This window comes from Bacillus sp. FSL R5-0286 (genome assembly GCF_038593245.1).
GTDB lineage: Bacteria > Bacillota > Bacilli > Bacillales > Bacillaceae > Bacillus > Bacillus altitudinis.
Genome location: NZ_CP151977.1, coordinates 2,673,193 through 2,697,641, shown reverse-complemented (window position 1 = coordinate 2,697,641; position 24,449 = coordinate 2,673,193). Strand labels below are relative to the sequence as shown.

At 41.1% G+C, this 24,449-nt stretch carries 25 protein-coding genes and 1 other annotated feature; of the genes, 15 read left to right on the top strand and 10 right to left on the bottom strand.

What is annotated here, in order from left to right; translation table 11 throughout:
- Window positions 1-75: 75 nt before the first annotated feature.
- From murC to ccpA, 6 genes are all read left to right on the top strand, one after another.
- The gene (gene murC / locus NST24_RS13845; RefSeq protein WP_008343047.1) at window positions 76-1,374 is read left to right on the top strand and encodes a UDP-N-acetylmuramate--L-alanine ligase; all 1,299 of its coding nucleotides are present in this window, start codon (window positions 76-78) and stop codon (window positions 1,372-1,374) included.
- Between the two features lie 223 nt (window positions 1,375-1,597).
- On the top strand, window positions 1,598-2,014 hold the full coding sequence (locus NST24_RS13840) for a DUF948 domain-containing protein (protein WP_342461900.1): 417 nt from the start codon (window positions 1,598-1,600) through the stop codon (window positions 2,012-2,014).
- A 29-nt stretch (window positions 2,015-2,043) separates the two neighbouring features.
- The gene (locus NST24_RS13835) at window positions 2,044-2,514 is read left to right on the top strand and encodes a YtxH domain-containing protein (protein WP_041092587.1); all 471 of its coding nucleotides are present in this window, start codon (window positions 2,044-2,046) and stop codon (window positions 2,512-2,514) included.
- 30 nt (window positions 2,515-2,544) lie between these two features.
- Window positions 2,545-2,868, top strand: coding sequence for a bacillithiol system redox-active protein YtxJ (gene ytxJ, locus NST24_RS13830; RefSeq protein ID WP_007501805.1), 324 nt, complete (start codon window positions 2,545-2,547; stop codon window positions 2,866-2,868).
- A 214-nt stretch (window positions 2,869-3,082) separates the two neighbouring features.
- Window positions 3,083-4,159 carry a bifunctional 3-deoxy-7-phosphoheptulonate synthase/chorismate mutase gene (locus tag NST24_RS13825; protein ID WP_017358315.1) on the top strand — a complete coding sequence of 359 codons (1,077 nt, stop codon included), beginning with the start codon at window positions 3,083-3,085 and terminating at the stop codon, window positions 4,157-4,159.
- Window positions 4,160-4,609: 450 nt separating this feature from the next.
- Window positions 4,610-5,611 (top strand): catabolite control protein A, encoded by a 1,002-nt coding sequence (ccpA, locus tag NST24_RS13820; RefSeq protein ID WP_008343056.1) that lies wholly within the window; start codon window positions 4,610-4,612, stop codon window positions 5,609-5,611.
- 43 nt (window positions 5,612-5,654) lie between these two features.
- On the opposite strand, the gene NST24_RS13815 is transcribed toward ccpA, so the two are convergent.
- From NST24_RS13815 to NST24_RS13805, 3 genes are read right to left on the bottom strand one after another with little or no spacing between them, the layout of a single operon-like run.
- Window positions 5,655-6,815 (bottom strand): acetoin utilization protein AcuC, encoded by a 1,161-nt coding sequence (locus NST24_RS13815; RefSeq protein WP_144680007.1) that lies wholly within the window; start codon window positions 6,813-6,815, stop codon window positions 5,655-5,657.
- Window positions 6,812-7,453 (bottom strand): CBS and ACT domain-containing protein, encoded by a 642-nt coding sequence (locus tag NST24_RS13810; RefSeq protein WP_017358312.1) that lies wholly within the window; start codon window positions 7,451-7,453, stop codon window positions 6,812-6,814. The genes NST24_RS13815 and NST24_RS13810 overlap by 4 nt, the downstream gene beginning before the upstream one ends.
- Before the next feature lie 38 nt (window positions 7,454-7,491).
- A complete protein-coding gene (locus NST24_RS13805) occupies window positions 7,492-8,124 on the bottom strand; it encodes a GNAT family N-acetyltransferase (RefSeq protein ID WP_212361457.1) in 633 nt (210 codons plus the stop codon).
- 155 nt (window positions 8,125-8,279) lie between these two features.
- Between NST24_RS13805 and acsA the strand changes: the two genes are divergently transcribed.
- Complete coding sequence (gene acsA, locus NST24_RS13800; protein ID WP_144680003.1) at window positions 8,280-10,004, top strand: acetate--CoA ligase; 1,725 nt, start codon at window positions 8,280-8,282, stop codon at window positions 10,002-10,004.
- A gap of 59 nt (window positions 10,005-10,063) precedes the next feature.
- Window positions 10,064-10,301 (top strand) — a binding site (T-box leader).
- 53 nt (window positions 10,302-10,354) lie between these two features.
- Window positions 10,355-11,623, top strand: coding sequence for a tyrosine--tRNA ligase (gene tyrS / locus NST24_RS13795; RefSeq protein WP_342461899.1), 1,269 nt, complete (start codon window positions 10,355-10,357; stop codon window positions 11,621-11,623).
- A 128-nt stretch (window positions 11,624-11,751) separates the two neighbouring features.
- On the opposite strand, the gene NST24_RS13790 is transcribed toward tyrS, so the two are convergent.
- Window positions 11,752-12,093: an antibiotic biosynthesis monooxygenase gene (locus NST24_RS13790; RefSeq protein ID WP_039170277.1), complete on the bottom strand. Its 342-nt coding sequence runs from the start codon at window positions 12,091-12,093 to the stop codon at window positions 11,752-11,754.
- A gap of 202 nt (window positions 12,094-12,295) precedes the next feature.
- Between NST24_RS13790 and NST24_RS13785 the strand changes: the two genes are divergently transcribed.
- The 3 genes from NST24_RS13785 (at window position 12,296) to NST24_RS13775 (ending at window position 13,900) form a co-directional block, all read left to right on the top strand.
- Window positions 12,296-12,943 carry a triacylglycerol lipase gene (locus NST24_RS13785; protein ID WP_041092577.1) on the top strand — a complete coding sequence of 216 codons (648 nt, stop codon included), beginning with the start codon at window positions 12,296-12,298 and terminating at the stop codon, window positions 12,941-12,943.
- A 95-nt stretch (window positions 12,944-13,038) separates the two neighbouring features.
- Complete coding sequence (locus NST24_RS13780; RefSeq protein ID WP_039170275.1) at window positions 13,039-13,251, top strand: hypothetical protein; 213 nt, start codon at window positions 13,039-13,041, stop codon at window positions 13,249-13,251.
- Window positions 13,252-13,300: 49 nt separating this feature from the next.
- Window positions 13,301-13,900 (top strand): cysteine hydrolase family protein, encoded by a 600-nt coding sequence (locus tag NST24_RS13775; protein ID WP_342461898.1) that lies wholly within the window; start codon window positions 13,301-13,303, stop codon window positions 13,898-13,900.
- Window positions 13,901-13,908: 8 nt separating this feature from the next.
- On the opposite strand, the gene NST24_RS13770 is transcribed toward NST24_RS13775, so the two are convergent.
- A complete protein-coding gene (locus tag NST24_RS13770; protein WP_327878778.1) occupies window positions 13,909-14,472 on the bottom strand; it encodes a hypothetical protein in 564 nt (187 codons plus the stop codon).
- A 266-nt stretch (window positions 14,473-14,738) separates the two neighbouring features.
- Here NST24_RS13770 and NST24_RS13765 point away from each other — a divergent pair, with 266 nt between their 5' ends.
- Window positions 14,739-14,825, top strand: coding sequence for a putative holin-like toxin (locus NST24_RS13765; RefSeq protein WP_017358303.1), 87 nt, complete (start codon window positions 14,739-14,741; stop codon window positions 14,823-14,825).
- A gap of 302 nt (window positions 14,826-15,127) precedes the next feature.
- Here NST24_RS13765 and rpsD read toward each other — a convergent pair whose 3' ends face one another.
- Window positions 15,128-15,730, bottom strand: coding sequence for a 30S ribosomal protein S4 (rpsD, locus tag NST24_RS13760; protein ID WP_007501777.1), 603 nt, complete (start codon window positions 15,728-15,730; stop codon window positions 15,128-15,130).
- Between the two features lie 310 nt (window positions 15,731-16,040).
- Window positions 16,041-16,541 (bottom strand): GAF domain-containing protein, encoded by a 501-nt coding sequence (locus tag NST24_RS13755; protein ID WP_041092574.1) that lies wholly within the window; start codon window positions 16,539-16,541, stop codon window positions 16,041-16,043.
- 126 nt (window positions 16,542-16,667) lie between these two features.
- Between NST24_RS13755 and refZ the strand changes: the two genes are divergently transcribed.
- Window positions 16,668-17,333, top strand: coding sequence for a forespore capture DNA-binding protein RefZ (gene refZ / locus NST24_RS13750; protein ID WP_058337281.1), 666 nt, complete (start codon window positions 16,668-16,670; stop codon window positions 17,331-17,333).
- Here the strand turns inward: refZ and hisJ are convergent.
- Window positions 17,303-18,118 carry a histidinol-phosphatase HisJ gene (hisJ, locus tag NST24_RS13745; RefSeq protein WP_050827565.1) on the bottom strand — a complete coding sequence of 272 codons (816 nt, stop codon included), beginning with the start codon at window positions 18,116-18,118 and terminating at the stop codon, window positions 17,303-17,305. The two genes, refZ and hisJ, sit on opposite strands and share 31 nt — an antisense overlap.
- Before the next feature lie 336 nt (window positions 18,119-18,454).
- On the opposite strand from hisJ, the gene ezrA reads away from it, so the two are divergent.
- Window positions 18,455-20,158, top strand: coding sequence for a septation ring formation regulator EzrA (gene ezrA / locus NST24_RS13740; RefSeq protein ID WP_061419915.1), 1,704 nt, complete (start codon window positions 18,455-18,457; stop codon window positions 20,156-20,158).
- A 41-nt stretch (window positions 20,159-20,199) separates the two neighbouring features.
- Here ezrA and brnQ (NST24_RS13735) read toward each other — a convergent pair whose 3' ends face one another.
- Window positions 20,200-21,543, bottom strand: a complete 1,344-nt coding sequence (gene brnQ, locus NST24_RS13735) for a branched-chain amino acid transport system II carrier protein (protein ID WP_024718689.1) — start codon at window positions 21,541-21,543, stop codon at window positions 20,200-20,202.
- Window positions 21,544-21,756: 213 nt separating this feature from the next.
- Window positions 21,757-23,100, bottom strand: coding sequence for a branched-chain amino acid transport system II carrier protein (gene brnQ, locus NST24_RS13730; protein WP_331832414.1), 1,344 nt, complete (start codon window positions 23,098-23,100; stop codon window positions 21,757-21,759).
- Window positions 23,101-23,302: 202 nt separating this feature from the next.
- Here brnQ (NST24_RS13730) and NST24_RS13725 point away from each other — a divergent pair, with 202 nt between their 5' ends.
- Window positions 23,303-24,445, top strand: a complete 1,143-nt coding sequence (locus NST24_RS13725) for a cysteine desulfurase family protein (protein ID WP_060832557.1) — start codon at window positions 23,303-23,305, stop codon at window positions 24,443-24,445.
- Window positions 24,446-24,449: the final 4 nt, after the last annotated feature.

The following is a 24,449-nucleotide window of genomic DNA, read 5'->3' as shown; positions in this document are numbered from 1 at the left end:
CAAAAATCACAAGTTGCAAATTGAAATGAGCGTCATATACTGTAAGTCAGATAGACGTTTGTTGGAGGTACAATTATGACTGTTTATCATTTTGTTGGAATAAAAGGGACAGGTATGAGTCCACTGGCCCAAATTCTTCATGATACTGGGTATACTGTCCAAGGATCGGATATCGAAAAACATATCTTTACACAGAAAGCATTAGAAGAACGAAATATTAAAATTCTTCCATTTGACCCAGATAATATTCAGCCAGGGATGACGGTGATTGCAGGAAATGCATTCCCAGATACACACCCTGAGATTGAGCGTGCTCTTTCTGAAGGGATTCCTGTCATTCGTTATCATAAATTTCTTGGAGAATACATGGATTCATTCACAAACGTTGCAATTACGGGTGCTCATGGTAAAACATCGACAACAGGTCTGCTTGCACATGTGATGCAAGCGGCAAAACCAACTTCCTACTTAATCGGTGATGGATCTGGAATGGGGAAAGAAAACAGCGAGTATTTTGTATTTGAAGCGTGCGAATACCGCAGACATTTCCTCAGCTACCATCCAGACTATGCGATCATGACCAATATTGATTTTGATCACCCTGATTATTTCACGGATATTGATGACGTGTTCGATGCGTTTCAAAACATGGCACTTCAAGTGAAAAAAGCCATCATCGCCTGCGGTGATGACGAGCATCTTCTCAAGATCCAAGCAAAAGTACCTGTTGTGTACTACGGATTCAATGAAGAAAATGATTTCCAAGCACGAAATGTTGTGAAAAACACAGAAGGCACGACATTTGATGTATTTGTACGTAATACGTTTTATGATACCTTCTACATTCCTGCTTACGGAAACCACAATGTCCTTAACTCATTAGCGGTTATTGCATTATGCCACTATGAGGCCATTGATGTAGAGCTCATCAAAGGTGCTTTAACGACATTTGGCGGTGTGAAACGACGCTTTAATGAAAAAGTAGTCGGTGAACAAGTCTTAATTGACGACTATGCGCACCATCCGACTGAAATTGAAGTCACGATCGAAGCAGCCCGCCAGAAGTATCCAGACCGTGATATTGTAGCAGTCTTCCAGCCGCACACTTTCACTCGTACACAGCAATTTTTAAGTGAATTTGCGGACAGTCTGAAAAAAGCAGACTATGTATACCTCTGTGATATTTTCGGTTCAGCTCGTGAAAACATTGGGAAACTAAGCATTGAAGATTTGCGGGAAAAAATTCCGCAAGCCCAATTGATTGAAGAAGAAGAGACATCTGTGCTGAAAGCACATGAAAATGCGATCTTGGTCTTTATGGGAGCAGGAGATATTCAAAAGTATCTTCGTGCTTATGAGAAAGTCGCAGTATAATTGCCTGTCAAAAAGTGCCGATTCAATCGGCGCTTTTTTATTTTGAATAAAATGTGACAAAGGGGCTAAATGTGACAAGATGTGCCGCTTTTTTTCGTTCGCTGTGGACAGGAATTGGCGAATAAGTGTAGAATTATTATTCAATCGGTCATTCTAGGCGATGTTTGAATGATACAACGAGAGGGTATTGAATTGAATATGCCCGCAGCAAAGGAGGTATCAGATGATTATTATTCTCTATTTAAGCGTTGCACTCATCGCAATCGCTTTCCTCATTCTTGTCATCTACTTGTCCAAAACATTGAAATCCTTACAGCTGACATTAAAGAATGTCGCATCAACTTTAGAAGGTCTTGAAGGACAGATGCAAGGCATCACCACAGAGACAGCACAGTTGCTACATAAGACCAATCAGCTTGCTGAAGATATTCAAGAAAAATCGGCAAAACTTAACACAGTTGTGGATGCGGTGCAGGGAATTGGTGGCTCGATCAACCAATTTAATACAAGCATCAAGCAGGCAGCTGGTGCGGTTTCTTCATCCGTTGAACGAAATCAAGAGAAAGTCACGGATGTGGTAAGCTGGAGTAACGCAGCACTTGAAATCTATAAAAAATGGAAACAACGTAAACAACAATAAACAACCATTTTCGCATAGGAGGAATAATCATGAGCAAAGACGGAATCAATAGCAAAGACTTTTTGATCGGAACACTTATCGGTGGCATTATCGGTGCAACAACGGCATTATTTTTAGCACCAAAGTCAGGGAAAGAGCTTCGCGATGATTTGAACACCCAAGCGAATGCCCTAAAAGAAAAAACAGATCGTCTCACAACAGATGCAAAGGAAAAAGGCACTGAATATGTGACGATTGCGAAAGACAAAACATCTGAATTGTCTCAGCTCGTAGCAGAGCAGTCAAACCAGATTTTAGACAAAGTAAAAGACATAAAAGATCGTACAGCTGGAAAAGCTAAACAAGTAAAAAGCGAAGCAGAAGATGCTGCAGCAAATATAGCGGATGAAGCTTCAGATGTAGCAGATGAAGCAAAAGTAAGAGCACAAGAAGCAAAAGCAGACATTGAAGACGGCATCAAAGATGTCAAAGAAAAAGTAGAACAATCCACGAAAGGCTAACTCGCTGCTTAAGTTAGGAAGGAGCACATCATGTCTAAACAACTCATAGAAACAGAAGAACAGTTTGATCAACTAACGAATCAAGACGGAACCTTTGTCTTTTTTAAGCACAGTTTGACATGTCCAATCAGCCAAGCTGCTTTTCAAGAGTTTGAAGCGTTTGCGTCAGAACATGAGGATGTTCCTGCTTATTTCTTGCAAATTCAAAACACAAGAGAGCTTTCATCCTATGTGACTGAAAAGTCAGGGATCAAGCACGAAAGCCCGCAGGCACTCATCTTTAGCGGTGGCAAAGTAAAGTGGCATGCTTCTCACTCAAGCATTACAAAAGAAGCGCTTGAACATAATATGTAGAAAAACGTCAGCGATTGCTGACGTTTTTTTTATAAAAAAGGTTTACTTGCATCAAAAGTATGCTATAATCTTACACATAATACTTTATCGCTTAAAAGCGTTTGGGTAATAAAGAATTTTTTCGTGACAATTCCGAAATCTTTGTTTATAATAAACCCTATTATAAGAGATCAAAAATAAAAAGCGAGAGCGGGCAGAGGAAAGGATGACAAAAATGAGCAACAATGAATTGGAACAATTGAGACAGCAAGCAGATGAACTAAATCTTCAAATCTTAAAACTGATCAATGAAAGAGGAAACATTGTAAAAGAAATTGGAAAGGCAAAAGAAGCGCAAGGTGTCAACCGTTATGACCCTGTCAGAGAGCGCACAATGCTTAATCAAATTCTTGAAGAAAATGATGGCCCATTTGAAAATTCAACGATTCAACATATTTTCAAAGAAATTTTCAAAGCAGGTTTAGAGCTTCAAGAAGATGACCACAGCAAAGCACTTCTTGTTTCTCGTAAGAAAAAACCTGAAAATACAATTGTAAATATCAATGGAGAAGCGATCGGTGACGGAAAACAACGTTTCATCGTTGGGCCATGTGCCGTTGAAAGCTACGAGCAAGTTGCAGAAGTAGCGGCAGCAGCGAAACAGCAGGGACTAAAACTTCTTCGTGGCGGTGCATTTAAGCCTCGCACAAGTCCATACGACTTCCAAGGACTTGGCGTAGACGGTCTAAAAATTCTAAAACGTGTAGCAGATGAATACGGTCTTGCAGTTATTAGTGAAATCGTGAATCCTGCTCATATTGAAGAAGCGATTGAGCATATCGATGTCATCCAAATTGGAGCACGTAACATGCAAAACTTCGAGCTTTTAAAAGAAGCTGGATCAGTGAACAAACCAGTTCTTTTAAAACGCGGTTTAGCAGCAACAATTTCAGAATTCATCAATGCAGCTGAATACATCATCGCACAAGGAAATGACCAAATCATCCTTTGCGAGCGAGGCATCCGCACATACGAAACAGCCACAAGAAATACACTAGATATCTCGGCTGTGCCAATCTTGAAACAAGAGACACATTTACCAGTCTTTGTTGACGTGACACACTCAACAGGACGCAGAGATCTACTTCTTCCAACAGCTAAAGCAGCTCTTGCGATTGGAGCAGACGGTGTGATGGCAGAAGTGCATCCAGATCCATCTGTTGCCCTATCTGATTCAGCGCAGCAAATGGACATTCCACAATTCGAAAAATGGTTAGATGCGTTAAGACCACTTGTCAACATTCACGCATAATCATAAATAGAAAAGCCGCCGGATGACAGCCCGGCGGTTTTTTCATGAAAAAATATGATCGAGATTGGCAATGAAAGGAAAAGAGCACATTGCAAGCTAAAAATACGCTTGTTCACAATGTTTTCATTTTTAAAATTCGATAGAATCTGCTAAGATCATTGTCATAGCTGACGTTCACGACGATTTTTGGTGAAATATGATTCAATTTACAGGTAACAAGCTCATTAAAGTTTGTTTAATTTAGTTATAAAAAGAAAGGGAACGTTTTCATATGAAGAAAAAACGTGTATAATTTCATAAAAGAATGTCATTTTGATGTAGATTGAAAAATTATGTGTCTCTTTTCATCGTTTTAATGACAAATAGGATATTATTTTCCTCGTATCTGACATGTCTCTATCCAATTGGTGAATGCTATAGATATGAAGTGTATTTGAAGGAGTGATTTATGTGAATAATGTTACAATATATGATGTAGCAAGAGAAGCAAACGTAAGTATGGCAACGGTATCACGCGTTGTTAATGGTAATCCAAACGTAAAACCAACAACAAGAAAAAAGGTGCTTGAAGCAATTGATCGTCTCGGCTACCGTCCAAACGCAGTCGCACGAGGCCTTGCAAGTAAAAAGACCACAACAGTTGGGGTCATCATCCCTGATATTTCAAGTATCTTCTATTCAGAGCTTGCACGAGGAATTGAAGATATTGCGACGATGTACAAGTACAACATTATTTTGAGCAACTCAGACCAAAATACTGATAAAGAACTTCATTTGTTAAACACAATGCTTGGCAAACAAGTAGATGGAATCGTTTTTATGGGCGGAAACATTACAGATGTGCATGTGGAAGAATTTAAGCGCTCTCCTGTACCCATTGTACTTGCAGCATCTGTTGAAGAGCAGGCACAAACACCATCAGTCAACATTAACTATGAACAAGCCATTTATGATTCAGTTCAGCTATTAGTTGAAAAAGGACATAAACGAATTGCGTTTGTATCTGGACCAATGTCAGAACCAATTAACTCTATGAGAAAGCTTGCTGGTTATAAGCGTGCGCTTGAAGAAGCTGGTATCGCATTTGACGAAGCGCTTGTTGCTGAAGGAGACTACTCATATGACTCTGGTATTGAAGCGCTCGCTAATCTGCTTGAGCAATCTGACAAGCCGACGGCTGTGATTGCAGCTACTGACGAAATGGCGCTAGGTGTCATTCATGGAGCGCAGGATAGAGGCGTATCAATTCCTGAAGATTTAGAAGTGATTGGTTTTGATAACACAAGACTATCCCTCATGGTGCGCCCTCAATTGACAACAGTTGTTCAGCCGACTTATGATATTGGCGCTGTTGCGATGAGACTTTTGACAAAGCTCATGAACAAAGAACAAGTAGAAGATCAAATTGTTGAATTGCCACATAGAATCGAAGAAAGACAATCGACGAAATAAAAAAGAAAGCAGGCTCACTTGATCAGTGGACGCCTGCTTTTTTTTATGCCTTTTTCTTTTCTCGTCGCACAGGCATGAGTGCTTTTTCTACCGTTTGTGCATTTTTTTCTGTAATTTCTGCTCTTCTTGGAATCGGTGGATATAAATCGTCAGGATCTAGCCATGTGGATGGAAGCGGAACAGGCGATTGTTTTTCCCATGCCCGAATCCATTCCTGAGGAAGCGCATCTGGTGGTGTGATGCCTTTCATCTCAAGCCAAATGCGGCTCCATGCTCTTGGGACGACACGCCAAATATCATAGCCGCCTCCGCCCACAGCGATCCATTTTCCATCACAATATTGATGCGCCAGCTCATGGGCAATTCTAGGAATTTCCTCATATATTTTCATGGTAGCAGATAAATGCGTCAAAGGGTCATAATAGTGGGCATCTGCTCCATTTTGCGTCAAAATGACATCTGGTTTAAAAAAAGCAGCAATCTCTGTCACTGCTGTTCGATAGGCTTCTAAAAATGATTCGTCTTCTGTAAATGCGTCAAGCGGGATATTATATGCATAGCCATAGCCTTTATCATGACCCCTTTCCTGTACTTGTCCAGTTCCAGGGAACAAATAGCGCCCTGTTTCATGAATGGAAACAGTACATACCTCTGGATCATCATAGAAGCTAAACTGTACACCATCGCCATGATGAGCATCTGTATCAATATATAAAATTCTAGCGCCATATGTCTTTTGAATATACTGAATGGCTACAGAGCTGTCATTATAAATACAAAAGCCAGAAGCACGCCCTTTAAATCCATGGTGAAGCCCGCCGCCAAGATTGAGCGCATGCTGCGAATGTCCAAGCATCACTTGATCAACCGCTGTTAATGTCCCGCCAACTAGGAGAGAAGCTGCCTCATGCATCCCTGCAAACATCGGGGTATCCTCAGTGCCAAGACCATAACGTTCCCCCTCTGTGGTGGACAGTTTTCCTTCACTTGCCCGCTGTACTGCTTGAATGTAGTCTGCTGTATGGACAAGCTTTAATTCCTCCAGCGTCGCCATACGAGGTGCGACAATCTCATCATCCGTTAATGCCTTCATTTTTTGAAGAAGATCATAAGTTAAGTAGACGCGAAGCTGATTGAAGGGATGATCTTGGTGAAACTGGTACGTTTGAAAAGATGGTGAAAAAACAAAGGTCGCTTCCTTCATTTGATCGTCTGCTCCATAGGCCAGAGCACTTTATAACCTTTTGCACGAATCAGCTTCATCACATGATCTGCATGCATCGTTTGAAGGCGGAAGACGAGCACTTTAGAGGCTTCATTGGCATGTGGGTACACGAGTACACTCAGCATTTGAATATGCTGTTCTTTTAAAATGGACGTAATGTCTGCAAGACCCTCTGTCACTTGCGCTACTTCAACCTCTAAATGTGATCCAGGCTGATCTGCACCTGTTAGTCTTACAAACGTACGAAGTAAATCTGTTTTTGTGATGATCCCTACAAGCTTGCCACGTCTCACAACGGGAAGACAGCCAATTCCGTGTTCAAAAAAGACACTTGAAATCTCCTCAACGAAATCAAGCGGATGAGCGGTAATCGTCTCTAGCACCATGATGTCTTCAACCGGCCGCTGAATAAAAAGCTGCCTTTTCTCTGTTTCAAAAATACTTGGACTGGCATTTTTAATATCCCGATCTGTCACCATCCCAATGACAGATCCCTGCTCAGATACGATGGGAATATGCCGAATGTGATGTGCACTCATTTTTTGAATGGCTTCTTCAATCGTATCGGTTTTGCGCAGCGTGATCACATCACGCTCCATAATTTGTTCAATCATCATGTTTACCAATCCCCTTTGCCAAAAAAACGAATTGAACGTTAATACATAAAGCGCTGATGGAAGCGAAGACGATCGAAACGCTCGATCGAATCAGGACTCACATGTTTCCCAATTCTGGCCATTAAACAATTGGCTGGATGTGAGCTAATCTCTGGCTCGTCTGTTGCAAACCAGACAAGACCGCCGGCGTTCATCATTTTCTCCATCATTTTGCGGTACTCCCACACGTTTTTCTTTGTCCCCTTTAAATCCCAATGCCAGTAATATTCAGTTGTAATGATAATGTAATTCTCCATTTGCTCATCCATCATGCTCACATCCAGTAAATGCTTGCCAAGTGAGCAGCCTCTGAATGGAGGAGCGACTTCAATGGCACCGAGCTCAATTAAATTGTCCATGTTGCCTTCTGACCAGCGTTCAAGCGGATCAGGATACAAATACGTGACATAGCCTACGACAAGCTCATCCACCCTAGCAATGATAATACGTCCTTCAGGAAGACCTGCTATTTCAACAAGTGCTTGTTTCTGTTCCTCAGGCGTGCGAAATGCCGTTAGTCCTTCATGAAAACTATATTTCGCCAGCTCTGATGCAGGTACCGGGCCTTCAATCAGGATGGTGCCTGTTTCTCTCGTAATTGTTTTTGAATAATAAGTTTTAGGATGCTCCACGTATCCACCGCCTCAAATTCTAGTGAGTCGTCTCTATTTTATCTTAAATCTTGCAATAATTAAAACGGTTTCATCAGAAGTTTTTTAAAAATTGAGAAAAAAAGTCATCTATACTATAATGGTCATTGTAAACGTATGCAAAGGGGGACTGTTTGATGAAAGTGGAAACGCTACCATCAGTAAAAGGGGACTATCATTTAAATGATTATGAGCAAGCATACAAAGAATTTTCATGGGAGGAAGCGAGAAAAAATTTCTCTTGGTATGAAACAGGAAAAGTAAATGCAGCTTATGAAGCGATTGACAGACATGCGGACTCGTTTCGTAAAAACAAGGTGGCGCTTCACTACAAAGATTCAGAGCGGGATGAAAAGTATACGTTCAGGGATATGAAAATCAAGACAAACAAAGCAGGAAATCTATTAAGAGAACAGGCACATGTGCAAAAAGGGGATCGCGTGTTTATCTTTATGCCAAGATCACCTGAGCTCTATTTTCTACTGCTTGGTGCTGTCAAAATTGGTGCGATCGTCGGTCCGTTATTTGAGGCATTTATGGAAGGTGCCGTCAAAGATCGTTTAGAAAATAGTGAGGCAAAAGTGATTGTGACAACGCCTGATCTGCTTGAGCGGATTCCGTTTGCAGAACTTCCAAAGCTTGAATCCGTCATCATTGTCGGCGGTGAAAAAGAGGATGCAGGTGGTGTGCGGACGATTCACTTTGAAGAAGCATTTGAACAGGCAGCGAAGGAACTTGAAATCGAGTGGATGGATGAAAAAGATGGATACCTGCTTCATTACACGTCAGGGTCCACTGGTACGCCAAAAGGTGTGCTCCATGTTCATGGCGCAATGGTGCAGCAAGGCCAGACGGGTAAATGGGTACTTGATTTGAAAGAAGAAGATGTCTACTGGTGTACAGCTGATCCAGGCTGGGTAACAGGGACGGTGTACGGTATTTTTTCTCCGTGGTTGAATGGAGCGACGAATGTCATTTTAGGCGGCAGGTTCAATCCTGATACGTGGTACGAAACCATTGAATCGCTTGGTGTGACCGTTTGGTACAGTGCACCGACAGCCTTCAGAATGCTGATGGGAGCAGGAGACGATCTCATTCAAAAATATGATCTCAGCTCACTCCGTCATGTGTTAAGTGTAGGAGAGCCACTTAATCCAGAAGTGATTCGCTGGGGAGACGCTGTATTCGGTAAACGAATTCATGACACTTGGTGGATGACAGAAACAGGTGCACAGCTGATTTGTAACTATCCATGCATGGATATCAAACCAGGTTCGATGGGGAAACCAATTCCAGGCGTTGAAGCTGCGATTGTAGATAATGCCGGAAATGAACTTCCGCCATACCGGATGGGGAACCTTGCCATCAAAAAGGGCTGGCCGTCTATGATGCATACGATCTGGAACAATCCTGAAAAATATGAATCTTACTTTATGCCGGGAGATTGGTATGTTTCAGGAGATTCAGCTTATATGGATGAAGATGGATACTTCTGGTTCCAGGGACGTGTCGACGATGTCATTATGACGTCAGGAGAGCGGGTCGGTCCATTTGAGGTAGAAAGTAAATTGGTGGAACATCCGGCCATTGCAGAGGCTGGTGTCATCGGAAAACCAGATCCTGTGCGCGGTGAAATTATTAAAGCATTTATAGCGCTTAGAAGCGGATACGAACCGACAGATGAGCTGAAAGAAGAGATTCGTACGTTTGTGAAAAAAGGACTCGCTGCACATGCAGCACCGAGAGAAATTGAGTTTAAAGACAAACTGCCAAAAACACGAAGCGGTAAAATTATGAGACGTGTGCTAAAAGCGTGGGAACTGAATTTACCTGCTGGCGATCTCTCGACAATGGAAGATTAATCGCTTCCGTCAGTTGACTTGATATCAAAAGTATGTTAAAAATGACTTTAGTTGAATATGAAAAGGTTTTGACTGAGATTCAGTAGAATCATCTTTCCCTGTCCAAGAGAGCTGACGGCTGGTGCGAGTCAGTACAAAGAGATATTCGAATTACCCTCACGAACCGCTTTTACGAAAAGGAGCATGCATGTTGCCTGATTAGTGAAAGAACGGATCTGTCCGTTATCAGTGTAAGTGAAAAGACGTGTTGTTTTGTCTTTTAAGCAGGGTGGTACCGCGATATATATCGTCCCTTCGTTCATTCGAAGGGGCGTTTTTTATGTTGAATTGTAAAAAAAGGAGATTTGGATATGAGTCAATTGATGGAAGAATTATCGTTCAGAGGATTAATTCAGCAGCAAACAGATGAAGAAGGTTTAACAAAATTATTAGCAGAAGAAAAAATCAAGCTATACTCCGGCTTTGATCCAACAGCTGACAGCTTGCACATTGGTCACTTACTGCCAATTTTAACATTGCGCAGATTCCAAGAAGCAGGCCATCATCCGATTGCACTTGTTGGCGGCGCAACTGGACTGATTGGTGACCCAAGTTTCAAAAAAGCAGAACGTTCACTAAACCCAGCAGAAATCGTCGAACAGTGGTCAGAGAAAATCAAAGGCCAGCTCTCTCAATTTCTTGATTTTGAAGCAGGCGAGAATCCAGCCGTTATCGTGAATAACTACGACTGGATCAGCCAAATGAATGTCATCACGTTCCTTCGTGATATTGGGAAGAACTTCGGTGTGAACTTCATGCTGGCAAAAGATATCGTCAGCTCACGGATTGAGACAGGTATTTCGTACACAGAATTCAGCTACGTCATCCTGCAATCGTTAGACTTCTTGAACCTTTACAGAAATGAAAACTGTAAGCTGCAAATCGGCGGAAGTGACCAGTGGGGAAATATCACATCTGGACTTGAGTTGATCCGTAAGTCTGAAGCAGAAGGCGCAAAAGCATTTGGTCTCACAATGCCGCTTGTGACAAAAGCAGACGGCACGAAATTTGGGAAAACGGAAGGCGGCGCCATCTGGTTAGATAAAGAAAAAACATCACCATATGAATTCTACCAATTCTGGATTAACACAGATGACCGTGATGTCGTGAAATACTTAAAATACTTTACGTTCCTATCAAAAGAAGAGATCGCATCGTACGAAGAAAAAGTGCAAACAGCCCCTGAAAAGCGTGAAGCACAGCGCCGTTTGGCAGAAGAAGTCACAACACTTGTGCATGGCCGTGAATCACTAGAACAGGCTGTCAACATCTCAAATGCGCTATTTAAAGGCGAGATCAAATCTCTTACAGCAGAAGAAGTGAAAGTAGGCTTTAAAGATGTGCCATCAATGGAGAAAGACAGTGCAGAAGAATTAACACTTGTTGATGTTCTTGTCGAATCAAAACTGTCTCCATCAAAACGCCAAGCACGTGAAGATATCACGAATGGCGCAGTTTCCATCAACGGAGAGAGACAAACCGACAAAGAATACGTCCTTTCAGCTGAAGATAGAATTGAAAACCAATTTACCGTCTTAAGAAGAGGGAAAAAGAAATATTTCCTTGTGACGTATAAATAAATCCTTATGAAACAGTAAGTATCATGAAAAGCACCTCAATTGTTCATATACATTGAGGTGCTTTTCTTTTTTATTCAGAAGTAGGAATTAAGCTTTTACAGAGCGGTTTTCTCTCATTTGTCTGTTTCTTATTCAAGAAGTGAATCTTCGTTTGTATAAGCATGTTCTACCTTACAAATTCGGGTTGTATAGGATTCATACCAATCTTTTTTTCCTTTTTTTTGAACACGCTGATGTGCTGTATGTGCTTTCCATTCTTTGATGGCTGCTAATGAATCCCAGTAAGAGACAGTGATTCCAACACCATGTTCATCTCGTACACTTTCTATTCCAAGAAACCCGTCTAGTTCTTTCGCTAATTCTTCCATTTTTTGAGCAGCCACGGCGTATTCTTTCTGCTCGACATTTGTTCGTTTTGATGTGAAAATCACGGCATAATAGGGTAGTGCAGGTGTTTGAGTAAACAGCATCTAGCAGAACCTCCTTTTGTCTATTCACATTATATATGAAAGATAGAGGGGCTCGTAGTCTTTTTGTTTTAATTTAAAAAAGTCCAAGGTGCTTTATGATTATTTATATTTCTGTAAAATCATCTTATAAACATTACCTTGTTCACTTTTCTGACATATTTTTCTTGTATAAAATAGAGTCGAATAAGATGAATAAGGGGGAATGAAAGTGATTCGATTTAAGAAAAAGAGTTTGCAAATTCTTGTTGCCCTTGCCTTAGTGCTAGGTTCAATAGCCTTCATCCAGCCGAAAGAAGCCAAAGCGGCTGAGCATAATCCGGTTGTAATGGTACACGGCATGGGTGGTGCGTCTTATAACTTTGCTTCGATCAAACGATACTTGGTATCACAGGGATGGGATCAAAACCAACTTTTTGCAATCGATTTCATAGACAAAACGGGCAATAACCTGAACAATGGCCCGAGGCTCTCTAGATTCGTCAAAGATGTACTAGCCAAAACGGGCGCCAAAAAAGTAGATATTGTGGCTCATAGTATGGGCGGTGCGAACACGTTATACTATATTAAGAACCTAGACGGCGGAGATAAAATTGAAAACGTCGTCACACTTGGTGGAGCGAATGGACTCGTTTCACTCAGAGCATTACCAGGCACCGATCCAAATCAAAAAATTCTTTACACATCCGTCTATAGCTCAGCCGATCTCATCGTCGTCAACAGCCTCTCTCGCTTAATTGGCGCAAGAAACGTCCTCATCCACGGCGTTGGACATATCGGTCTATTAACCTCAAGCCAAGTCAAAGGCTATGTGAAAGAAGGATTGAATGGCGGAGGACAGAATACGAATTAAAAAATCAAAAAGACAGCGATTTGTGCTGTCTTTTTTGATGTCATGGTTATATGGGAGCTGCTAGGTGTTGAAGAAGATTTTTAGGAGGATAAAAGATGACGCAAAAACTCAAATATGCTTTCTTGGGCTACTTTCTCTATTTCCCATGTTCATTTCTGATCATCTATATGATCTGGATGGCAATCGTCAAATCAGTGCAATGGGCAGAAGTCATATCTAATTGTACATCCATCATTGGTATCTATTACTTAATAGCCAGTGTGTGGTTTGTCTTTTTACTGCAAAAACAGACAAAACATCGTACATAGCCAAATAAAAACATGTACAAATCAACCGCCATTCCTTACACTACATATAATGAACGAGAATCTTCGGAGGTGGGTATTTGTGCAACAACATCAAAAGGCTTTGATTATGGTCGATGTACAGAAAGCATTCGAGCACGAAAAATGGGGAGAACGGAATAACCTAGATGCAGAGAAGAATATCAGTCGTCTATTGACGTTTTGGAGAGAAAAAGGATGGACAGTCATTCATATTCAGCATACATCGGATCAGCCGCACTCCTTATTTCATCCAGTAAATGAAGGGCACTCCTTCAAAGAGATCGCCAAACCGCTAGATGAAGAAACGGTCATACAAAAGAAAGTCAACAGCAGCTTTATAGGTACAAACTTAGAGGAACAACTAAGATCAAACGAGATCGACACTGTTGTGATTGCTGGACTCACAACACCGCACTGCGTATCTACAACAACAAGAATGAGTGGAAACCTAGGCTTTGATACATACCTCATGTCAGATGCAACAGCCGCCTTTGGTTTAACAGATCAAACCGGTACATATTATGATCCAGAAACGATCCATCGCCTTTCACTTGCAACACTGCATGACGAATTTGCGACTATCCTGACAACTGAGCAGCTGATCACAAATTGGGCAAGCAAAAGCTCCTAGAATCATCTCTAGGAGCTTTTTGCTTGTTCATCCAGCGGCTGTTTTCGTTGTTCAATACTTGAGTAGATCAGATCAATTCCAATAAATAAGAAGCTGACAAAGAAAGATAAAATGAGTGTGCCGTGCTCCCAAATTGAGATATTTACTAGTTTTATGTAAAGGACATACTTAATCGAGAGGTGTAAAACGATCCAAGAACTGATCCACTCCAAAGCAAAAGTCAGCCATGAAGGGAGTTTGAGTAAATAAGCCAGCCCTTTGCCTATGAAAAGAAGAAAAGGTGACCAAAAAACCACGATTCCACTCACCAATAAAGAGAACGAGATGAAAGAAAAAAATGAATCATATGTGATGTAATCTCCAAAAAGATAGTTTATCCCTAAAGCGACGATGCACAGCATGACACTTGGAACAGCGATCACGAGGCAGAGAGAAAAATAAAGCAGTAATATGAACGATATCGTAGCCAGTAGGTTTGGTGGTGCATCTATGACCTGCTTTTTTCTTAAAAGAGAATAGGCGAAAATAGACAAGAAAAAGAGAACGAAAATCATGACTATGGTAAAAAACATGGAATTCCTCCAGCTTAGTGCGTTAGAAAAAAATCTCTATCATCATTGTACCAATAGACAAACGGCAGCTAAATGATATTTTTTTCTATAGTTGCATGTGGGAATGACAATCACGTAATGAAGCGTGAAGGTGGTTATGCTGCAAAGAAAGGTTTTTAAATATGGAAGGTAACTTCCAATGTTTTCATGTATAATAGAGAGCGTACAAATGTACGGCGTACTCAATGGTGGTCTTGGCTAAATCCCCTTGAAAGGGGGTGCAGCCTATGTCAACTTTTCAAGCGTTGTCCCTTATGTTTTTATTTGGGATGTTTATACTTGCTTTGTTGACGTATATAGACAAAAAGAAATAGACCACCCTTTGAGCCTAGACAACTTGTAGGGTAGGTCCATTTATTGTGTACCTTCTAGCCAGCTCACTTTGAGCCAAGCATTTGTGCATTGCCGGGATGTGACAGCATCCTGGCTTCTTTTAATTTACGCTACATCTATTTGTATTATAACATAAAAAGGATTTTGTTAAACACTGTCATACATCCACTCTCATCTAGTTAGGTGTTAGAACATGATAGAATACAAACAAAAAACCCTAGAAATCCTTGAACAATCAAGGTCTCTAGGGTTTGTTTGATCACTCTCTGAGAGAGTCATGAAATTAACGAGAGTAGAACTCAACGATTAGTTGTTCGCTGATTTCAGGCGCTAATTCAGAACGCTCTGGAAGACGAGTGAAAGTTCCTTCAAGCTTTTCAGCATCGAAAGTAAGGTATTCAGGTACGAAGTTGTTCACTTCAACTGATTCTTTCACAACTGCAAGGTTTTGAGATTTCTCACGAAGAGCAATCGTTTGACCTGGTTTCACAGAGAAAGATGGGATGTCTACACGGCTTCCATCAACAAGGATGTGACCATGGTTTACTAGCTGACGAGCTTGGCGGCGTGTACGAGCAAGGCCAAGACGGTATACTAGGTTGTCAAGGCGAGTTTCAAGAAGGATCATGAAGTTTTCACCTTGTTTACCAGGAAGTTTAGCAGCTCTGTCAAATAGTGTACGGAATTGACGTTCGTTGACACCGTACATGTGACGAAGCTTTTGCTTCTCTTGTAATTGTAAACCGTATTCAGATAGTTTTTTGCGTTGTCCTGGACCATGTGGGCCTGGAGCGTAAGGGCGTTTTTCAAGTTCCTTACCTGTTCCGCTTAATGAAATGCCTAAACGGCGGGAAATCTTCCAACTTGGACCTGTATAGCGAGCCATAATGTGACTCCTCCTTATTGTTTTTATTTGTGAAAAATAAAAACCGTCTGTTCTTTGTCTTTTCCGTCATTATGTTTTCATGCATCCTCGCTCCAGCAGCAGGGAGTTACAAGATGCACCTCCATATAGAAGGAACAAAATGATACAAAAAAGCCGAACAAAAAGGCTGCCATATTTCACACAAACTCTATTATATGACGCCAGATAGGAGAAGTCAACCTATTTAAAGAGGAGAATGTCAAACGTGGTCGGCATTCATCCGGGAAGAAAGCAAAACAAAAAAGCAGACACATTGTCTGCTTTTCAAGCATCATGACGCATCAGTAGAGGCTGATAACGCATTTTGGAGAACCTCTGTAAATTGAACTAAGTACGTTTCATCCACTTCATTGAAACGATCTTTCACTGGACTGTCAATATCGAGTACCCCAATGATTTGTCCATTTACTTTAAGTGGGATCACAATTTCAGATTGCGATGCTGCATCACATGCAATATGACCAGGGAATGCATGGACATCAGCGATACGCTGTACATCACCTGTCGCAAATGCTGTACCGCAAACCCCTTTTCCAGAAGGAATGCGTACACATGCGGGCAGTCCGTTGAATGGACCAAGCACAAGCTCTCCGCCTTTTGCTAAATAAAATCCTGCCCAATTGACTTCAGGAAGCGAGTGATAAAGCAGCGCCGCAGCATTGGCTAGGTTAGCAATGAGATCAGGTTCACCATCCGTAATCGCTTCTACTTGCTTGATGAGTAATTGATAGTCTTTCGATGGATCACCAGACTGTTTTTCGACATGAAACATGAAAATCTCCTACTTTCTATCTCAAAAATACATAACTTGCGCTTCGCATGTGGGATTTGTCGAGCAATGATTAAAGGAACTTCCGCCTTCACCTTGAAGTATGTACACATGAAGAGGGGTGAGCGGATGAAAACATCAACAACCGTGCAAACAAAAGACCGTATTATTGAAGCTGCCATCAGACTTTTTAACCAAAAAGGATTTTCTGGAACCTCTGTCCGTGAGATTGCGAAGGAAGCAAACGTCAACGTTGCCCATATATCTTATTACTTTCAAGGAAAAGGAGGGCTGCTCGAGCAGCTCGTATCCGATTTTTATGAAGGCTATATTCAGATGATTGAATCGCACATCCAGCACATGGAAACCCGTCATGCAAAAGAATGTTTACTTCATGTGGTTTTTGATATTTTATCTTATCAGCATGAAAATCGTCAATTAACCCGTTTCGTTTATCGAGAGGTGACCATTGATTCAACGCTGATCAGGGAAATCATGTCCACCTATTTAACAAAGGAAAAATACTTGTTTCAGCTTATCATTGAAAAAGGAAAAAGCACCCATGTGATTTGTAAGCAGCTGTCACTCTCATCATTTATGATCCAGCTAAAATCACTTCTGATGATGCCATATTTACAGCCGCAATATTTAACAGAGGTGCTTTATATCAACCCAAACGAGCCTTACTTTTATCAAACGTACTATAAGGAACTGAGCCGGTCGCTTCATCATCTGTTAGAACCAAACGAATCGGCACTTGATCCTCACCTGAAACTCATGATGTCTTCAAATTGATCATACGCATACCCGAGATCTTCCGCTTGATGGGCATCAGACCCGAATATGAGCGGAATTTTTTTCTGTTTTGCAAGATCAATCATCCATTGATCTAAATAGATACTTCTGGCATATGTTTTACGAAGACCTGATGTATTAAAATCTAAGGACATGCCTTTTTTTGCCGTTTCTTCAAGACAAAGGGTCACCCTTTGACATAGTTCTGGCGACATTTCGTATGGGAAAAGTTGTTTGAATTTCTGGACAAGGGTGATATGACCGATTCTCTTTGGCTTATATGGACCTAAAGATGATAGAATAGAAGAATGAATTTGGTCATAGTAGCTTTGATAGACGTGTTCGGTGCTGCCATAGATGCTGATCAGCTGCTTGAAGGCGTGCTCATCAAAATCAAGACAAATATAATCATTGCCAGCAGGAAGAAAGTGAACAGATAAAATGCTATCGTCTAGTTCAGGGCCGTAGCAGTCTAAAAAGGCACTTGTTTCCTCTTCATACTCTTTGATATAGTCGACCTCAAGCCCAGTTTTTACTATTAACTGTCCTTTGTATTCCTGTTTCAGCTGATCCAGCTTCGTCAAATAGGCTTCAAGGTCTTGAAGCTTCATGGCGCTATCCTGCTCAGGCGTTGGATCTCGAAACGAAGGAGGCAGCGGGGCATGCTCGGTAAAGGTGATGGAATCAAATCCCTTTTTCATTGCTTTTTCAATATAAGAATGAAAAGGATCAAGCGTACCGTGCGGGCAAAATGGCGTATGTAAATGTGCATCTTGTTTCAACATGTCGTCACCTCTTGTCGATATTTTGAAAAACGTCATGTTTATCAGCGAAAATAATGAAAAATCATGACCAAAAATGCTGGTTACATGGTATCATAATAACAATGAAAACGACAGCTTCCGCATACATAAAAACAGGTCACATCAATACATGTGATCAAATGATAGAAAGCCTGAATGACTTTCTTGAAAAAACATACATAAAACCGTGAATGGATCGTATTGGGAAAAATACAATCCTGCTTATAAAAAACAAATGCAAAGCGGACACGAAAGGGTTCTCAGGTCTACTCGGGACACTACCCTGACATCACTTAGATCACAACAAGGGGGCTCATTATGGAGTTTATCATCGGTTTAATTGTCATTTTGCTTGCTTTGTTTTCAGTCGGTTATTTCCTCAGAAAAAATATATATAAAGAGATTGACCGATTGGAAGCATGGAAAATTGAAATTTTAAACAGATCAATTGTAGAAGAAATTTCAAAAATCAAACATTTAAAAATGACCGGAGAAACAGAGCAGTTTTTTGAAAGATGGCGTGCAGAGTGGGACGATATCGTTACAGCCCATCTTCCAAAGGTAGAGGAGCTATTATATGATGCAGAGGAGTATTCTGATAAATATCGATTCTCCAAAGCGAAGCAAGTTCTTGCACATATAGGAGATCTGCTCACCGCTGCTGATTCAAACATCGAAGACATTTTAAAAGAGATTGCAGACCTTGTCACAAGTGAAGAGCAAAACCGAAAAGACATCGAGAAGGTCAAAGAGCAATATCAAACGGTACGAAAAAATCTACTTGCTTACAGCCATTTATACGGCACCCTTTATGACAAAATGGAGCAGGACTTAGATGAGGCCTGGGAAGGGATCAAGCAGTATGAAGAAGAGACAGAAAACGGAAACTACATGACAGCAAGGAAAATTTTGCTTGAGCAAGACCGCAGACTCGATCAGCTGCAATTATATATCAATGATGTACCGAAGCTCATCGCAGACTGCAAACAAACGGTGCCAGGTCAGCTAACGAAGCTGAAAGACGGTTATAAAGAAATGACAGACAAAGGCTACAAGCTAGAGCACATCCAGATCACAAAAGAGCTGGAGAACTTGAATAAACAGCTGACCCGGGCGGAGAAACTGCTGATTGATGAACTCAATTTAGATGAAGCATCAAGCATTCTGCAAATGATTGATGATGCGATTCAGACGCTGTATGATCAGCTAGAAGCAGAAGTAGAAGCAGGTCAGGAAATCAAGAGCAAAATGCCTGAGCTGACCGAGGCATTTGAAAAACTTGAACAAGACCACACGCAGACTAAGGCAGAAACGGCTCTTGTGAAAGAAAGCTACAAGCTGACAGCAGGAGAACTGGATCAGCAGAAAGCCTTCGAAAAACGATTAGAAGAAATTGAAAAGCTCATGAAGCAAATACGAGAGAAGCTTGATCGTGACCATGTCGCATACACATTATTAATGGATGAAATCAATCAGCTTGAGACCTTTATTGAGGAAGCCAAAACGCTTCATGAAGCGTTTAAAGATCACCTTCAATCGTTACGAAAAGAAGAATTACAGGCAAGAGAAACATTGGCTGAACTTAAAACCATGCTGACAGATACAGTGCGCCAGCTGCACAAAAGCAACATTCCAGGTGTGCCTGCTGACATCAAAGACCGTGCTGAAAAAGCGCAGGAGATGATTCAGCAAGTGCAGGAGCAGCTAGAGAATTTGCCGCTGAATATGCTAGCAGTGAACCAGCAATTAAAAGAAGCCTCTGAAACAGTTAGACATGTCGTTGATGAAACACATGACATGCTTCGTAAAGTGGATCAAATTGAACGGATTATACAATACGGCAACCGGTTTAGAAGTCAAAACCATATTCTTTCAGAGCAATTAAAAGAGGCAGAACGAAGATTTTATGCCTATGATTATAACGATTCGTTTGATGTGGCAGCTGCTGCTGTCGAAAAAGCATCACCTGGAGCCGTTCAGAAGCTTTTAACTCAGCAAGAAAAAGAATATCAGCATCAATAAAAAAAGCTGAAGTCCATTTTGGGACTTCAGCTTTTTCCATGTTATGAAGCTTGCTTTTGGCGTTCTTCTGAAGCAGAAGAAGTGAATAGAGAGATTACAAATCCAATTACGATTCCGAGTATGGCAGGTACAATCCAGCCAATGCCAAGGTCATATAGCGGCAAGATCGTTTGAAAGAGATCTTTCACAGGACCAATCGGCAGTTTCGCCGCTGCTAAGCCGTCAAACAGACTGACGCAGCCAGTTAAAATCAAAGTAAGGACATATACAGGTCTTCTATGACCAAGCCATTTGTCAGCAAGTGATAAAACAATAATCACAATCGCTAACGGATAAATCGCAGTTAACACAGGTACTGAAAAAGCGATAATATGAGCAAGTCCAAAATTTGAAATGATAAAACTGAATAATGTGACGAGTGTAACGACCATTTTATAAGAAAGTTTAGGTAATAAATTTGAGAAATACTCTCCGCACGATGTCACGAGACCGATACTTGTGGTTAAACAGGCAACCGTAATCGCCGCGCCTAACACAATATTACCTAAACTGCCAAAAAGAAATTGCGAAGACTGAGCCAAGATCTTACTGCCATCTCCAACAAAACCAATGGCGTGTGTACTTGAAGCGCCTAAATAAGCAAGTGATAGATAAACAAATGTTAATCCGCAAGCTGCAATTAGGCCAGCTTTGATACAAGCAGATGTGAGTGCTTTTTTACTTGTTACACCACGTCCTTTAATGGCGTTGATGACAACAACCCCAAACACAATAGATGCAAGAGCGTCCATGGTTTTATAGCCTTCTAAAAACCCTTTGAAAAATGATCCATTGCTATAGGACACATCAGGTGTGCCAATGACGCCCATCGGTGTCAAAATGGCTTTGACGATAATAATTAAAATGATCGTAAATTTAATCGGTGTTAACACTTTCCCTACACGATCCACAATTTTCGTTGGATTTAGTGCAAGATAATACGTAATACCAAAAAAGGCCAGTGTAAATAAAAGAAGTGAGAGCCAAGCTGGTACACCAGCTAAAAAGGGTAGTGCGCCAATTTCATATGAAACCGTTCCTGTACGAGGAATAGCGAAAAGTGGCCCGATAGATAAATATAAAATGACGGTAAACGCTGTTCCAAAAGCTGGGTGAGCTTTATCAGCTAATCCTTTCGCATCTCGACCTGTCAAAGCGATTGCAATAATCCCTAGAAGAGGTAAACCGACACCTGTTAATAAAAATCCGCCCATTGCTTTCCACACATTTTGCCCAGCATATTGCCCAAGCTCAGGTGGATAAATCATATTACCGGCGCCGAAGAATAGAGCAAACAGCATAAAACCTATGATAACCGTATCTTTCGTCGACAAAGTTGCCTTCATTGCATTTAAAGCCTCCATTATTATGTTGAAATATTCTGTTAATTAGTTGCTAGGTAACCGTTCATCATTAACAATCACTAATTATAAAGGATGTACGCCTGATGTCAACATGTGTTTTCGTACAAAAGTCATGAATTTTTCTATTTTAGTATATGAAGAACAATAAAAAAACATCCCCTTCTTCTTTGGAAGGGGATGTTTTGGCTTGTGATGTTATGAGGCAAGTTGCTTTGGTGGGCTGGTAAACATGGAAATAAGTACACCAATCAAAGCACCGATAATAGCTGGTATGATCCAGCCAATGCCTAAATCGTAAAACGGAACAATTGATTTCAAGATGCCAGGCAATCCGCCTAGATTCACTTCGGCAGCTAATAATCCATCAATGATGGCAAAGAAACCAGTAAAGATGAGAGAAGTGATATAAATGATTCTTCTGCCGTTAATCCAGCGGTCAAGGAACGATAATAAAATAATGACAATGGCCAGTGGATAGATCGTCACAAGAACTGGAACAGATAGTGAGATGATCTGTGCGAGTCCAAGGTTTGCAACGAATGTGCTAAATAAAGAAACAATTAGAACGACAGTACGATAAGAAAGTGCTGGGAAGAGCTTTGAAAAATATTCTCCACAAGATGAAATAAGTCCAACACTAGTCGTTAAACAAGCGAATAAAATGGCTGCGCCAAGAACAATGTTACCAGCAGAACCGAATAAAAAGTTGGCAGAAAGTGAAAGCAGTTTGCCGCCATCATTTGCTCCAACCATTCCCGTGGCATCGGGGCTTGAAGCACCCACATAAGCAAGTGAAATGTACACGAGTGCCAGTCCAACAGCTGCTACGAGTCCTGCCTTAATACAAGCTGCTGCAAGAGATTTTCGCTCTGTGATGCCTCTGTCCTTAACAGCTGTCACCACGACGATTCCAAATACGATAGAAGCAAGTGCATCCATTGTTTTATAGCCTTCTAAAAATCCAGTGAAAAGCGGATTTGCCTCATATGTTTTATCTGGAGCACCGATCATTCCCATTGGCGTAGCAATGGCTTTAATGACAATAATAGCAATAACAGTTAATAAGATCGGTGTCAAAATTTTACCAATACGATCAACCAGCTTTGAAGGATTTAACGCAAGCAAGTATGAAATAGTGAAAAACACTACGGTAAAGATGAATAGTGGTACCCATGAAGTGGCTTGGGCACCTGAGAGAAATGGAGCTAATCCAATCTCATACGAAACCGTACCAGTTCGCGGAATGGCGAAAAATGGTCCAATGGATAAATACAGAATAACGGTAAAGATAGTCCCGAATTTAGGGTGTGCTTTATCGGCAAGACCTTTGGCTCCAGTACCTGTAAGGGCGACAGCAATAACCCCTAATAGTGGAAGACCTACGCCTGTAAGTAGGAATCCGCCGATGGCAAGCCATACGTTTTCACCAGCATATTGTCCAAGAACAGGCGGGAAAATCATATTTCCTGCACCAAAGAATAATGCAAAAAGCATTAGTCCAATAGCAAATGTTTCTTTTATACTTAAACTATTATTCAAAATAGTCCCTCCTCAATCAGTGTATTGTGTCAAATTTAAATATTCTGACAATTTAGGTGTTTATATGACAATTGCACTATGGATGATATAGTGAAAATAAAAAGTTGTCAACTGCCATTTTCAGAAAATTCTCTGTCTGACTTCATTATGGTAACATATAAATGCATTTATTTTTTAAGTTTTTTTGTAAGGAGTTTAAGATATGATTTATCTTGATAATAGTGCTACAACAAAGCCTTATCCAGAGGTTTTACAAGTACATCAGCAAGTGAGTGAGCGTTTTTTTGGGAATCCGTCTTCGCTGCATCAACTTGGAATTGATGCGAGCCGTCTATTAAGTGAAACGCGAAAACAAATCCTTCACTATACAGGTTTTACACAATATGAGATTATTTTTACTTCAGGTGCAACAGAAGCAAATAACATTGCCATCAAAGGGGCTGCTCTTGCCAAGATGAACCGAGGCAGACATATTGTCACAACAGCGATTGAGCATCCATCTGTCATTGAATCGTTTGAACAGCTGAAAACATTATTTGGCTTTGATATTTCCTATATTCAAGTAAATGAGCATGGCCGTGCAGATATGACGCATTTAAAAGAAGTGCTTCGCCCTGATACAGTGCTTGTCAGTCTCATGCATGTAAACAATGAAACAGGCGCGATTCAGCCGATAGAGGAAGCGGCCAGCATCATTCGGAAGTATGCCAAAGAGGCGATTTTTCATGTTGACGGCGTACAAGGAATTGGCAAGGTTCCGCTGCCTAAAGAGATGGATATTGATCTTTTAACGATGTCAGGCCACAAGATTCACGGCCTGAAGGGAACAGGTGCCCTCTTTTTAAAGAAAGAGATCGTACTTGCACCTTTTATCACAGGAGGAGAGCAAGAACTTGGCCTTCGCTCAGGGACTGAGAACCCTGCTGGAGCTGTCAGCTTAGCAAAAGCCATAAAGCAATCATTTGAACATTTAAACAAGCATCATGATGAGATGATCGCTTTAAAAAAGGAGCTAGAGCAGCAGCTTGGAAAGATAGAAGGCGTCGTCATAAACACACCGCTGACGCATAGTGCACCGCACATTGTGAATTTTTCAGTGCCAGGTATTCAAATTGAAGTCCTGCTGCATATGCTCGAAAAAGAAGGCATTTACGTTTCGACAACGTCTGCTTGTTCTGCTAAGAAAAAGGAACCAAGCCGTGTCCTGCTGGCGATGGGAAAATCAGAAGAAGCAGCCAAAAGCAGCATGAGAATCAGTTTGACATATGGACAAGGACCAGAGCTAGCGCCGCAAATCATCACATCGATCGCACAAAGTGTGAAAAAATTAAAGGGAATGAGATAACAAC

What these genes read in the sequence shown, in the direction of transcription:
- acsA (WP_144680003.1), top strand. Translation starts at nt 8,280, where the DNA reads ATGAAAGTGGAAACGCTACCATCAGTAAAAGGGGACTATCATTTAAAT.
- NST24_RS13810 (WP_017358312.1), bottom strand. Translation starts at nt 7,453, where the DNA reads ATGATGATTGAACAAATTATGGAGCGTGATGTGATCACGCTGCGCAAA.
- NST24_RS13765 (WP_017358303.1), top strand. Translation starts at nt 14,739, where the DNA reads ATGTCAACTTTTCAAGCGTTGTCCCTTATGTTTTTATTTGGGATGTTT.
- ytxJ (WP_007501805.1), top strand. Translation starts at nt 2,545, where the DNA reads ATGTCTAAACAACTCATAGAAACAGAAGAACAGTTTGATCAACTAACG.
- NST24_RS13770 (WP_327878778.1), bottom strand. Translation starts at nt 14,472, where the DNA reads ATGTTTTTTACCATAGTCATGATTTTCGTTCTCTTTTTCTTGTCTATT.
- NST24_RS13840 (WP_342461900.1), top strand. Translation starts at nt 1,598, where the DNA reads ATGATTATTATTCTCTATTTAAGCGTTGCACTCATCGCAATCGCTTTC.
- brnQ (WP_024718689.1), bottom strand. Translation starts at nt 21,543, where the DNA reads ATGAAGGCAACTTTGTCGACGAAAGATACGGTTATCATAGGTTTTATG.
- NST24_RS13785 (WP_041092577.1), top strand. Translation starts at nt 12,296, where the DNA reads ATGAAAGTGATTCGATTTAAGAAAAAGAGTTTGCAAATTCTTGTTGCC.
- NST24_RS13825 (WP_017358315.1), top strand. Translation starts at nt 3,083, where the DNA reads ATGAGCAACAATGAATTGGAACAATTGAGACAGCAAGCAGATGAACTA.
- ezrA (WP_061419915.1), top strand. Translation starts at nt 18,455, where the DNA reads ATGGAGTTTATCATCGGTTTAATTGTCATTTTGCTTGCTTTGTTTTCA.
- NST24_RS13725 (WP_060832557.1), top strand. Translation starts at nt 23,303, where the DNA reads ATGATTTATCTTGATAATAGTGCTACAACAAAGCCTTATCCAGAGGTT.
- NST24_RS13780 (WP_039170275.1), top strand. Translation starts at nt 13,039, where the DNA reads ATGACGCAAAAACTCAAATATGCTTTCTTGGGCTACTTTCTCTATTTC.
- NST24_RS13755 (WP_041092574.1), bottom strand. Translation starts at nt 16,541, where the DNA reads ATGTTTCATGTCGAAAAACAGTCTGGTGATCCATCGAAAGACTATCAA.
- rpsD (WP_007501777.1), bottom strand. Translation starts at nt 15,730, where the DNA reads ATGGCTCGCTATACAGGTCCAAGTTGGAAGATTTCCCGCCGTTTAGGC.
- murC (WP_008343047.1), top strand. Translation starts at nt 76, where the DNA reads ATGACTGTTTATCATTTTGTTGGAATAAAAGGGACAGGTATGAGTCCA.
- hisJ (WP_050827565.1), bottom strand. Translation starts at nt 18,118, where the DNA reads ATGTTGAAACAAGATGCACATTTACATACGCCATTTTGCCCGCACGGT.
- tyrS (WP_342461899.1), top strand. Translation starts at nt 10,355, where the DNA reads ATGAGTCAATTGATGGAAGAATTATCGTTCAGAGGATTAATTCAGCAG.
- NST24_RS13835 (WP_041092587.1), top strand. Translation starts at nt 2,044, where the DNA reads ATGAGCAAAGACGGAATCAATAGCAAAGACTTTTTGATCGGAACACTT.
- NST24_RS13775 (WP_342461898.1), top strand. Translation starts at nt 13,301, where the DNA reads ATGAACGAGAATCTTCGGAGGTGGGTATTTGTGCAACAACATCAAAAG.
- refZ (WP_058337281.1), top strand. Translation starts at nt 16,668, where the DNA reads ATGAAAACATCAACAACCGTGCAAACAAAAGACCGTATTATTGAAGCT.
- NST24_RS13790 (WP_039170277.1), bottom strand. Translation starts at nt 12,093, where the DNA reads ATGCTGTTTACTCAAACACCTGCACTACCCTATTATGCCGTGATTTTC.
- NST24_RS13815 (WP_144680007.1), bottom strand. Translation starts at nt 6,815, where the DNA reads ATGAAGGAAGCGACCTTTGTTTTTTCACCATCTTTTCAAACGTACCAG.